This is a genomic window from Puerhibacterium puerhi (assembly GCF_009846865.1).
Lineage (GTDB): Bacteria > Actinomycetota > Actinomycetes > Actinomycetales > Cellulomonadaceae > Puerhibacterium > Puerhibacterium puerhi.
Window position 1 is genome coordinate 10,149 of the sequence record NZ_WUWN01000049.1, and the last position, 11,024, is coordinate 21,172.

An 11,024-nucleotide genomic window follows, 5' to 3' on the forward strand; every position below is an offset into this window, starting at 1 on the left:
GCGGCGGCACGCACGGCGCGCGCGGGGTTGGTATGGGGGACGAAACTCGCGTGGTTTCGTCCCACTTCCCTAGCCGTCGGCCATCTCTGCCGGGGCCTAGCAGGTCTCCCACCGGGCGCAGCCGGCCATCTCGAGCGTGGGCTCGACCGGCGGGGCGTCCGCCGGGCGCTGCTCCAGGTAGGTGCGGCGGAACCCGGCAGTGAGCTCCCCGCTCCCGGTGTCCTGCGTCGCTGCTGCGTCTGCGGGCAGGTCCGCCCGCTCCAGGAGCCGCTGCGCGTCGGCGTCGTACACGAGCCGGTACGTCGTGCCCTCGGCCGTCCACGTCGCGCCGACGCCCGTGCGGCCGGCCGCGTCGGTTGCCTCGTCGAGCACGGTGGTGCCGGGCAGGCCGGTGATGACGCTCCAGACCGCGTCGCGCAGGGCCGGCGGCGCGGGGCTGCCGGCGATCAGGTCGAGCGCCATGTCGGCGACCTTGTCGTCCGGCGTGCCCTGGCCGCGGTCCGCCGCGACGGCGTCGCGGAGGATCTGCTCGAGCCGGTCGGGGTCGGTCGGCAGGGTGTAGAGCGCGTCCCAGCCGATGAGGGTGTCGACGCCGTCGATGTCGAACCGCCCCCAGCCCCCAGGGCCGGACGCCCCCGGCGTGCTCGTGTCCCCGTCCTCGAGCCACAGGCTGGGCCCGGTGTGGCCGTACCAGGACTCGCGGGTGGTGACCTCCTCCTCGCCCGCGGCGTCCGTCAGGGCGAGCTCCTCGCGGACGTACCAGTAGGGCGCGTCCGGCCAGCCCGCCTCGGCGGTCGCGGTGGGCTCCGCCGTCGGGCTGGACGCGACCTGCAGCACCGCCGTCTGCGCCGGCCCGGGCGCCCACGGCTGCGCCTGGACGGTCCAGCCGGTGGCGACGACCACGGCGGTCAGCGCGCCGACGCCCGTCACCGCCCGCCGGCGGGCGCGCCGTCGTCGGGCCGCCGGGACCACTCCCGCTCTGTGCACGTCGATGCGCGGGGCGACGGCGTCGGCGAGGGCGCGCAGCTCACGGCCGAAGTCCTCGTCGGTGGGCGGCTGTGCGGTCATCGTGCGCTCCTCTCGGACGCCGGGGCGTCGGTCTCGGGGTCGGCCGCGGCGGCGCCCAGCACGGACCGCAGCTGGGCGAGGCCCCGCGACGCCGTGGACTTCACGGTGCCGACGGAGACGCCGAGGTCGGCGGCGACCTCGCGCTCGCTGAGGCCGACCAGGTGGCGGAGCACGACGATGCGCCGCTGCCGCGGGCTGAGGGTGGCCAGCGCCCGCACGAGCCGGTCACGGTCGGCGTGCTGGTCGGCGTGCTGCTCGGCGGCGGAGGCGCCGTCGGGCCCCTCGGGCAGGTCCGCGGGCGCCGTGAGGACCTCGCGCCGGCGCTTGCGCCACATGTCGATGCGCAGGTTGGCCAGGACCCGGCGCGCGTAGGCGAGCGGGTCGCGGTCGCGGGCCCTGGACCAGTGCAGGTAGGTGCGGGCGAGCGCCTGCTGCACGAGCTCGTCGGCGAGGTGCTCGTCGCCGCACAGCAGCCACGCGGTGCGGGCCAGCTGCGGCGCCGCGGCCTGCATGAAGTCGGTGAACTCGCGGTCCAGGGACGTCGCCACGCGGACCAGCTCGAACCCGTCCGGCGGCGCGTCGTCGTCGGCGGCCTCGCCGGCGATCATCGTCATGCTCATGACTGTGACACGGCCGGCGGCCGGGAAAGGTTGAGCGCGGGTCCAGGAACCGACGTCGACGGCCGGCCGGGCCCGGCCCGCCGGCGCCCCCCCCCCCCCCCAGCCCCCCCACATATCCCCCGCCGACGCCCCGAGGGGGGCGGGGCCGTCAGGTCACTTCGAGACGAAGCGCGTGACCGCCCGGGTCGCGCCCTTCTTCGCCAGGCGCTGGGTGAGCGCGGCGACGCCGGCGGACACGGCGGCGAAGGTGGTGGCCTGCAGGACGCCGAGCGACTCGTCGTCCTTCTTCAGCGGGTGGTCCGCGTGGGTGACCTTCTGGAAGACGATGCCCACGATCTTCTGCGCCAGCCAGCCGGCGGCCAGCGTGAGGCCCAGGGTCACGACCTTCTCGACGACGGTCTCCTTGGTCTGCTGCGACTCGGCCACGGGTACTCCTTCGACGACGGGCGGCTGGCGTGCACCACCGTAGCGCCCACCAGCACGCTCGCCACCGGCGTGCGGGCACCTGCGGCGCCCCGACGGGGAACGATGAATCGCTTCATGCCGTCCGCCGACACGCCCGCCCCGTCGCCGGGCGGCCGATGCCGACCGCCTGTTAGGTTGAGCGCGCGCTCGGGGGGCGAGCGCGCGGGGGCGATGCTGCCACCACCCGATTCACGACGAAGTGAGGACGGATGCGATCGATCAGCAGACGGGAGCTTCTCGGGCTGGGGCTCGGGGCCGGGGCGGCCGCGGTGCTCGCCGGGTGCGCGACGCCGGGGACGACGTCGGTCAACGCCCAGCCGGTGGTGCCCGCCGCGAGGAGCGGCGAGAAGGTCACGCTGACCTACTGGGCCTGGCTCAAGGACCTCCAGAAGGTCGCCGACGTCTGGAACGCCCGGCACCCCGACGTCCAGGTCGAGGTGGCCTGGATCCCGGGCGGCAACGCGGGCGGGTACCAGAAGCTCTACTCGGCGCTCGCGGCCGGCGGCGGCCCGGACCTGGCCCAGGTGGAGATGCGCACGGTCCCGGAGTTCATGCTCGTCAACGGGCTCGTGGACCTCACCCGGTACGGCGTCGAGGAGCACGCCGAGAAGTTCGACCAGACCCTGTGGTCGCAGGTGAGCTTCGCCGGCGGCGTCTACGGCATCCCGCAGGACTCCGGCCCGACCGGCATGTACTACCGGCCGGACCTGTTCGAGCAGGTGGGCGCCGAGGTGCCGACCACCTGGGCCGAGTGGGCCGAGGTGGCGCCCGCCTTCCGCGACGCGGGCATCATGATCGACGCGTTCCCGCTCTCCGACACCTCGGTGTTCACCGCCCACGCGATGCAGGCCGGCGCCACGTGGCTGCGCACCGCGGAGGACGGCTGGGAGATCGACATGGCGAGCGAGGTGACCCTCGACGTCGCGCGGTTCTTCGACAAGGCGATCGACGACGGCGTCGTGTCCACGTCGCTCAACCCCTACAGCCCGGGGTGGTTCGCCGCCGCGGCCGACGACAAGATCGCCTCGCTGGTCGGCGCGAGCTGGGGCGACGCGCTGCTGGCGGGCGTCAGCGGCGCGGAGGGCAAGTGGCGCGTGGCGCCCGCCCCGCGCTGGGACCACGGGTACGGCTCGTCGTTCATCGGCGGCTCGACGTCGGCGGTGCTGGCGAACAGCAAGCACCCGCAGGAGGCGATGGAGTTCGCCGTCTGGCTCAACACCGACCCCGAGGGCATCGACGCGATGATCGAGCACTCGGGCATCGGCTGGTCGCCGGCGCGCGACTACATCGGCCAGGCGCGGCAGCAGCCGAGCGAGTTCTTCGGCGGCCAGCGCTACAACACGGAGGTCTTCCAGCCCGCCACGCAGGAGCAGAACCCCGACTGGCAGTGGTGGCCGATCACCCAGCAGACGTTCAACATCCTCGCCGACGGCTTCCGCACCAAGGCGACGGGCGGCACGCTCGTCGACGCCGTGGTCGCCGCCGAGCAGCGGACCATCGAGGTCTTCCGCAACAAGGGCCTCACGATCCGGAAGGCGGAGGGCTGACATGGCGACCTCGACCACCACCCGTCCCGCGGCCGCGACGACGGCCGGCGACCGCCGGCCGCGCCGGCGCTCCACGGCCGTCACCCGGGCGCCCTGGATCCTCGTGGCGCCCTTCCTGGCGCTGTTCGTGCTGACGTTCGTGCTGCCGATCCTCGTGGCGATCGGCCAGAGCTTCACCACCGTCACCCGCGAGGGCCTGTTCGGCGAGGAGGGCGTGACCAGCAGCTTCGCGTGGTTCGAGAACTACCGGCTGGCGCTCGAGGACGGCAACTTCGTCGCCTCGATCGGGCGCATGCTGCTGTTCGGCGTCGTGCAGGTGCCGGTGATGATCATCGCCGCCACCGTGCTGGCGCTGCTGCTCGAGTCGGCGTCCGCGCGCTGGCCGGGGCTGTTCCGCGCCGCGTACTTCCTGCCCTACGGCATCCCGGGCGTGCTCGCCACGATCCTGTGGTCGTTCCTGTACGTGCCGGGCCTGAGCCCGATCATCGACGTCACGAGCATGCTGTTCGGCTTCGAGCCCGACTTCCTCGGGGCCGGGACCGTGCTGTGGTCCATCGCGAACATCGTGACCTGGACCTATGCGGGCTACAACATGCTCATCATCGTGGCCCAGCTCAAGGCGATCCCGCCGGAGCTGTACGAGTCGGCCCGCGTCGACGGCGCCGGGCCGTGGCGCACCGCGTGGAGCATCCAGCTGCCGCTGATCCGCCCGGCCCTGGTGCTGACCACGGTCTTCTCCATCATCGGCACGCTGCAGCTCTTCGCCGAGCCGCAGCTGCTGCAGACCGTCTCGCCCGCGATCGACTCGCAGTACACGCCGAACCTCTCGGCCTACACGACGGCGTTCGCCTACAACGACTACAACGTGGCGGCGGCCCAGTCGGTGCTCATCGCGCTGGTCGCGTTCGCCCTGTCGTTCCTCTTCCTGCGCCTGACGAACAGGAGCTCGCGATGACGACCGCCACCGTCCCGACCCGTCCCCTCGACCCCGCCGACCGCCGCGCCGCCGTCGCCGAGCCGTCCACCGGCCGCGGCCCCGGCCGCCGGCCCGCCACGACGATCCTGGTCACCGGCATCCTCGTCGTCGTCGCCGTCTACTTCCTCGTGCCCGTCTACTGGGTGGTGGTCGCGGCCACCAAGACCACCGACGACCTGTTCGGCACGAACGGGTTCCTGCTGGGCGAGCACTTCGCGCTCCTCGAGAACCTCGGCGCCGTCCTGACCTACAACGACGGCATCTTCGTGCGCTGGTTCCTCAACTCGGTCCTCTACGCCGGGGTCGGCGCGCTCGTGGCCACCTACCTCGCCGCCGCCGCGGGCTACGCGCTCGCCAAGTACCGCTTCCGGGGCAGCAACCTCGTGTTCGGCCTGGTGCTCGGCGGCGTGCTCGTGCCCGGCACCGCCACGGCCCTCCCGCTGTTCCTGCTGTTCAGCCAGCTCGGCCTGGCGAACACCTACTGGAGCGTGCTGATCCCGTCGCTGGTGTCGCCGTTCGGCCTGTTCCTGTGCCGCATCTACGCCGACGCCACGGTGGACGGCTCGCTGGTGGAGGCCGCGCGCATCGACGGCGCCGGCGAGCTGCGGATCTTCCACACGATCGGCCTGCGGATCATGACGCCGGCCCTGGTCACGGTGTTCCTCTTCCAGCTGGTGGGCATCTGGAACAACTACTTCCTGCCGCTGGTCATGCTCAGCGACCAGGACCTCTACCCGATCACGCTCGGCCTGAACAACTGGAACAGCCAGACCGACCGGCTGCCGGAGTTCTACGAGCTGACCACCGGGGGCGTGCTGCTCTCGATCATCCCGCTCGCCGTCGCCATGATCATGCTCCAGCGGTTCTGGCGCGGCGGCCTGACGGAAGGCGCTGTCAAGGCATGACGCTGCTGACCCACGAGTCCACCGTCCCCGCCGCCGGGCGCGTCGAGCCGCCGCGCGCGGCGCTCGACAGCGACGCGCAACGGCTGTCCCTCGACGGGACGTGGCGGTTCCGGCTGCTGCCCGCCGTGCCGGGCACGCCGGGCGGCCACGGCGTGCTGCCCGACGGCGAGGCGCCCGACGACTTCGCGCGGCCGGGCTACGTGCCCGGCGCCGGGTGGGACGACGTCCCCGTGCCCGCGCACTGGGTGCTGGTCGGGGACGGCCGCTACGGGCGGCCGATCTACACCAACGTGCAGTTCCCGTTCCCCGTGGACCCGCCGCACGTGCCGGACGAGAACCCGACCGGCGACTACCGGCGCGAGGTCGAGGTGCCGGAGGGCTGGACCCGCGAGGGCCGCGTGCTGCTGCGGTTCGACGGCGTGGAGTCGTTCTTCCGGGTGTGGGTCAACGGCGTCGAGGTCGGCGCGGCGTCCGGCAGCCGGCTGGCGCACGAGCTGGACGTCACCGAGGTGGTGCACCCGGGCGCCAACACCGTCGCGGTGCGGGTGGTGCAGTGGTCGGCCGCCAGCTACCTCGAGGACCAGGACCAGTGGTGGCTGCCGGGCATCTTCCGCGACGTCACGCTGCTGCACCGGCCGGCCGGGGCGATCGACGACGTCTGGCTCGACGCCGACGTCGACCCCGCCACGCTCGAGGGCACCGTGGTGCCCGAGCTGCGCGCCGACGCTGCAGCGTTCCCCGTGCGGCTGCGGGTGGAGGAGCTCGGCGTCGACGTCACGTGGGCCACGCCCGACGACGTCGCGCCCGTGCCGGTCGGCGTCGTCGAGCCGTGGTCGCCCGAGACGCCGCGGCGCTACACCGCGACCGTCGCGGCCACGGGGGAGACCGTGACGCTGCGGCTCGGGTTCCGGCGCGTGGAGATCGTGGGCGACCGGCTGCTGGTCACGGGCCGGCCGGTGACGTTCTCGGGCATGAACCGCCACGAGACCCACCCCGACCGCGGCCGCGTCTTCGACGAGGCGCACGCCCGCGCCGACCTGGCGCAGATGAAGCGGCACAACGTCAACGCGATCCGCACCAGCCACTACCCGCCGCACCCGCGGCTGCTCGACCTGGCCGACGAGCTCGGCCTGTGGGTGATCCTCGAGTGCGACCTGGAGACGCACGGCTTCGAGGCGGGCGGCTGGGTGGACAACCCCAGCGACGACCCCCGCTGGCGCGACGCCTACCTCGACCGCGTCCGCCGCACGGTGGAGCGGGACAAGAACCACCCCAGCGTGGTGCTGTGGTCGCTCGGCAACGAGTCGGGCACGGGGCGCAACCTCGCCGCGATGGCCGAGTGGGTGCACGGCCGCGACCGCACCCGCCCGGTGCACTACGAGGGCGACTACGCCGGCGAGTACACCGACGTGTACTCCCGGATGTACGCCACCGTGCCGGAGGTGGAGTCCATCGGCAGCGCGAACGGCAGCGACGGCCGGTCGTTCGCGCCGCTGCTCGGCTGCAGCACCGCCGACGCCGCGCGGCAGCGGTCCAAGCCGTTCCTGCTGTGCGAGTACGCGCACGCGATGGGCAACGGCCCGGGCGCGCTCGACCAGTACCGCGAGCTCGTCGACCGCCACCCGCGCCTGCACGGCGGCTTCGTCTGGGAGTGGCGCGACCACGGCATCCGCACCACCACGCCCGACGGCGTCGAGTACTTCGCCTACGGCGGCGACTTCGGGGAGGTCGTGCACGACGGCAACTTCGTCATGGACGGCATGGTGCTGTCCGACGGCACACCGAGCCCCGGGCTGGCGGAGTTCGCGCACGTGGAGCGCCCCGTCGTCGTGCGGCCGGCCGCCGAGCGGGCCGGGCGCGGCGGCGCGGCGGGGGCCCGGGACGGCGGCGTCGTCGAGGTCTGGAACCGCCGGTTCGCCGCGGACACCGCCGACCTCGCGCTGCGCTGGCGCGTCGAGCACGACGGCGCGGTGGTCGCGCAGGGCACGGCACCCGCCGACGACGCCGAGGGGCGGCCGGTGGCCGCCGGCGCGCGCGCCGTCGTGGAGCTGTTCGACGCCGCCGCGCTGCCGACGCCGGCGCCCGGGGCCGAGGCGTTCGCCACCGTCGAGGTGGTGCTGCGCGAGGCGACCGCCTGGGCCGAGGCCGGGCACGTGCTCGGCCGCGACCAGTGGGCGCTGCCCGCGCCCCCGGCGCCGGTGCGCGCGCCGCGCCGGGCGGACGTGCCGCTCGCCGACGCCCCCGTCGCGTTCCGCGGCGCGGAGCTCGTCGAGCTCGCCGGCGCCGCCGTCTCGGCGCCGCGCGTCGAGCTGTGGCGGGCGCCCACCGACAACGACCGGGGCGCGGCGATGGGCAGCTACGACGCCGTCGACCCGACCGCCCTGCCGTGGCGCGGCGAGCCCGCCCCGCCGGCGGCCGTGCGCTGGCGCGCCCAGGGCCTCGACCGGCTCGTGCACCGCACGGTCGACGTCGAGGAGTCGCCGCAGCGGCTGCGCGTGCTGCGGCGGGTCTCCGCGGCGCAGAGCCGCGCGTCGCTCGACGTCGAGGAGACCTGGACCGCCGAGCGCGCCGCCGACGGCGGCGTCGAGGCGGTGCTGCGCGTGGTCGTCACGCCGGACGACGGCTGGCCGGACGTGTGGCCCCGCGTGGGCGTCCACCTCGGGCTGCCCACCGACGTCGACGGCGCCGGCTGGTTCGGCCTGGGCCCGCACGACTCCTACCCCGACGTGCGCGGGTCGGTGGCCGTGGGCCGCTACCGCGCCGGCATCGGCGACCTGACCGTGCCGTACGCGCGGCCGCAGGAGTCCGGGCACCGCTCGGAGGTCCGCGAGCTGGAGCTCGAGCGGTCCGGGCGGCCGTGGCTGCGGATGGTCGCCGGCCGCGACGCCCGCGGCCGGCTGCCCGGGTTCACGCTCGCGCGGCACTCGGCGCACGAGCTGGCCCGGGCGGGGCACCCGCACGAGCTGCCCGTGCCGGTCCGCCACCACCTGTACGTCGACGCCGCCCAGCACGGCCTCGGCTCGCGGGCGTGCGGCCCGGACGTGTGGCCGACGGCCATGCTGCGCCCCTCGGCGCGCACGCTCGAGCTGCGCTGGCGCGCGCTCGGCTGACCGGCGGTCCCGACACGGGCGAGGGCCCGGCCGGCAGCGTGCCGGCCGGGCCCTCGCCCGTGTCGGTGCGGTCAGCCCTCGCGGACGACCCGCACGGCGCCGCCGGGCACCGTCAGGGTGCCGTCGACGTCCTCGCCCGTGAGCAGCTCGGCGCCCGTCGCCCGCACCGCGGCCTCGGCCGGCCCGTGGTTGATCGCGAACAGCCAGGACCGCCCGTCGTCGGCGTGCCGGCGCACCAGCTCCAGGCCGACGGCGGGCTCGTCCTCGGGCAGCACGCCGGCCTCCGTCGCGACGGCGCGGGCCAGCGCCGTCGTCGCCGCCTCGTCGAGGCGGGCGCCGGTGTACCAGGCGGCCCCGCCGCCGTCGGTCCCGCGCCGGGTCACCGCCGGCCAGCCGGCAAGCACGCCGTCGTCGTACACCGCGACCACGTCGGTGCCCTCGGCGACGTGCGTCTTCTCCGTCCACAGGTCGGCCACGGCGCCCTCGGGCAGCGGGCCGCCCACCACGCGCACGGTCTCGCCCTCCTGGAGCGTGGCGAACTCCTCGGTGCGCACGCCGAGCATGTCGCGGAAGGCCCCCGGGTAGCCGCCCAGGCGCACGTGGTCGCGCTCGTCGACGATGCCGGAGAAGTAGGTGACCAGCACCGTGGCGCCGCGGTCGGCCGCCGCGGCGAGGTTGGCGGCGTCGGCGTCGGTGACCAGGTACAGCGTGGGCACGACGACCAGGTCGTAGCCGGCGAGGTCGCCGCCGGGGTGCACGACGTCGACGGTGACGCCCAGCTTCCACAGGGCGCCGTACCAGGCGCGCACCTGGTCGGTGTAGCGGAACGCCTGGGTGGGGTGGGAGTCGAGCTCGGAGGCCCACCACGCCTCGTAGTCGAAGACGAGCGCGGCGCGGGAGCGCACCCGCGAGCCGCGGACCTCGCCGAGCGCGCGCAGCGCCCGCCCGAGCGTGACGACGTCGCGCCACACGTCGGTGTCGGTGCCGCCGTGCGGCACCATCGCCGAGTGGAACTTCTCCGCCCCGGCGGCGGACTGGCGCCACTGGAAGAACATCACCGAGTCCGCGCCGCGGGCCACGTGGGACAGGGAGTTGCGCAGCATCTCGCCCGGCGCCTTGGGCCGGTTGCGCGGCTGCCAGTTCACCGCCGACGTGGAGTGCTCCATGAGGATCCACGGGTCGCCGCCGGCGATGCCGCGGGTGAGGTCGGCGGAGAACGCCAGCTCGACGTGCCGCTCGTCGTCCGCCGCGATCGTGTAGTGGTCGTTGGCGACGACGTCGAGGTCCGCGGCCCAGGAGAAGTAGTCCATGCCCTTGGTGCCGGTGGACGCCATGAGGTTGGTCGTGGTCGGCACGTGGGGCGTGATCTCGCGCAGGGTGTCGCGCAGGTCGCGGTAGTAGTCGCGCAGCGCGTCGGAGCTGAACCGGTCGAAGTCGAGCTGCTGGGTGGGGTTGGCGTAGGTGGGCGCCGCCAGCGGCGGCAGCACGTCGTCGAACGAGCCGTAGCGCTGCGACCAGAACGCGGTGCCCCACGCCTCGTTGAGCGCCTCGAGGGTGCCGTAGCGGGCGCGGAGCCACTCCCGGAACGCCGCCGCGGCGGCGTCGGAGTAGTCGCGCGGCACGTGGCAGCCGATCTCGTTGTCCACGTGCCACAGCGCCAGGGCCGGGTGGTCGCCGTAGCGCTCCGCCATGCGGGCCGCCATCGTCAGCGCGTAGTCCCGGTAGACGGGGTGCGTGGGGGCGTAGGCCTGCCGCCCGCCCTGGTGCAGCACGGTGCCGTCGGCCAGCCGCGGGAGGATCTCCGGGTGCCGGCGGGTGAGCCACGGCGGCGGCGAGGCGGTGGCCGTGGCCAGCGCGACGCGCACCCCGCCGTCGTGCAGGCGGTCCATGGTGCGGTCCAGCCAGGCCCAGTCGAGCTCGCCCTCGACCGGCTCGATGGTGGCCCACGAGAAGATCGCGACGCTGACGAGGTTGACCCCCGCCTCGTCCATGAGGCGCACGTCCTCGACCTGCACCTCGTCCGGCCACTGCTCGGGGTTGTAGTCGCCCCCGTAGCCGAGCCCGTCGATCCGGGCGTTCCAGGGCCGCACGGCGGCCGGGTCGAAGCCCTCGGGGGCGGTGCGTCGTCGCATGGCGGCGAGTATGGCACGCGGGTGCCGCCGACGGCGGGCGTCCCGGGACTCAGGCGGCGCGGCCGGGGCGCCCCTCGTCGCGGGTGGACGGGTCCTCGCCGATGCGCAGGAGCGGGACGTGCTCGACCCGGCGCGCCGCGGCGGCGAGCGCCCGCGCGGCGCCGCGCAGGCGCCGGGCGGTGCCCGCGGGCGCCCGGCGTG

General features: G+C 74.8%; 8 protein-coding genes. 4 read left to right on the top strand and 4 right to left on the bottom strand.

Annotated elements, in window-relative coordinates; translation table 11 throughout:
• Positions 1-96: 96 nt before the first annotated feature.
• The 3 genes from GSF02_RS16350 to GSF02_RS16360 all read right to left on the bottom strand — a co-directional run bounded on the left by GSF02_RS16350 (position 97) and on the right by GSF02_RS16360 (position 2,114).
• Positions 97-1,068, bottom strand: a complete 972-nt coding sequence (locus GSF02_RS16350) for a hypothetical protein (protein WP_159798442.1) — start codon at positions 1,066-1,068, stop codon at positions 97-99.
• Complete coding sequence (locus tag GSF02_RS16355; protein ID WP_408003908.1) at positions 1,065-1,682, bottom strand: SigE family RNA polymerase sigma factor; 618 nt, start codon at positions 1,680-1,682, stop codon at positions 1,065-1,067. The genes GSF02_RS16350 and GSF02_RS16355 overlap by 4 nt, the downstream gene beginning before the upstream one ends.
• A 159-nt stretch (positions 1,683-1,841) precedes the next feature.
• The gene (locus GSF02_RS16360; protein ID WP_159798443.1) at positions 1,842-2,114 is read right to left on the bottom strand and encodes a DUF4235 domain-containing protein; all 273 of its coding nucleotides are present in this window, start codon (positions 2,112-2,114) and stop codon (positions 1,842-1,844) included.
• A 248-nt stretch (positions 2,115-2,362) separates the two neighbouring features.
• Here GSF02_RS16360 and GSF02_RS16365 point away from each other — a divergent pair, with 248 nt between their 5' ends.
• The 4 genes from GSF02_RS16365 to GSF02_RS16380 are packed head-to-tail and all read left to right on the top strand — an operon-like array spanning position 2,363 to position 8,691.
• Positions 2,363-3,700 carry an ABC transporter substrate-binding protein gene (locus GSF02_RS16365; protein WP_159798444.1) on the top strand — a complete coding sequence of 446 codons (1,338 nt, stop codon included), beginning with the start codon at positions 2,363-2,365 and terminating at the stop codon, positions 3,698-3,700.
• A gap of 1 nt (position 3,701) precedes the next feature.
• Positions 3,702-4,655: a carbohydrate ABC transporter permease gene (locus GSF02_RS16370; RefSeq protein WP_159798445.1), complete on the top strand. Its 954-nt coding sequence runs from the start codon at positions 3,702-3,704 to the stop codon at positions 4,653-4,655.
• The gene (locus GSF02_RS16375) at positions 4,652-5,581 is read left to right on the top strand and encodes a carbohydrate ABC transporter permease (protein WP_159798446.1); all 930 of its coding nucleotides are present in this window, start codon (positions 4,652-4,654) and stop codon (positions 5,579-5,581) included. The genes GSF02_RS16370 and GSF02_RS16375 overlap by 4 nt, the downstream gene beginning before the upstream one ends.
• Positions 5,578-8,691: a glycoside hydrolase family 2 TIM barrel-domain containing protein gene (locus GSF02_RS16380; RefSeq protein WP_159798447.1), complete on the top strand. Its 3,114-nt coding sequence runs from the start codon at positions 5,578-5,580 to the stop codon at positions 8,689-8,691. Before GSF02_RS16375 ends, GSF02_RS16380 begins: the two co-directional genes overlap by 4 nt.
• Before the next feature lie 71 nt (positions 8,692-8,762).
• Here GSF02_RS16380 and GSF02_RS16385 read toward each other — a convergent pair whose 3' ends face one another.
• Positions 8,763-10,823: a beta-galactosidase gene (locus GSF02_RS16385; protein WP_159798448.1), complete on the bottom strand. Its 2,061-nt coding sequence runs from the start codon at positions 10,821-10,823 to the stop codon at positions 8,763-8,765.
• Positions 10,824-11,024 lie beyond the last annotated feature (201 nt).

Coding starts and splice junctions, on each gene's coding strand:
- GSF02_RS16380 (WP_159798447.1), top strand. CDS start 5,578: ATGACGCTGCTGACCCACGAGTCCACCGTCCCCGCCGCCGGGCGCGTC.
- GSF02_RS16365 (WP_159798444.1), top strand. CDS start 2,363: ATGCGATCGATCAGCAGACGGGAGCTTCTCGGGCTGGGGCTCGGGGCC.
- GSF02_RS16375 (WP_159798446.1), top strand. CDS start 4,652: ATGACGACCGCCACCGTCCCGACCCGTCCCCTCGACCCCGCCGACCGC.
- GSF02_RS16370 (WP_159798445.1), top strand. CDS start 3,702: ATGGCGACCTCGACCACCACCCGTCCCGCGGCCGCGACGACGGCCGGC.
- GSF02_RS16350 (WP_159798442.1), bottom strand. CDS start 1,068: ATGACCGCACAGCCGCCCACCGACGAGGACTTCGGCCGTGAGCTGCGC.
- GSF02_RS16355 (WP_408003908.1), bottom strand. CDS start 1,682: ATGACGATGATCGCCGGCGAGGCCGCCGACGACGACGCGCCGCCGGAC.
- GSF02_RS16385 (WP_159798448.1), bottom strand. CDS start 10,823: ATGCGACGACGCACCGCCCCCGAGGGCTTCGACCCGGCCGCCGTGCGG.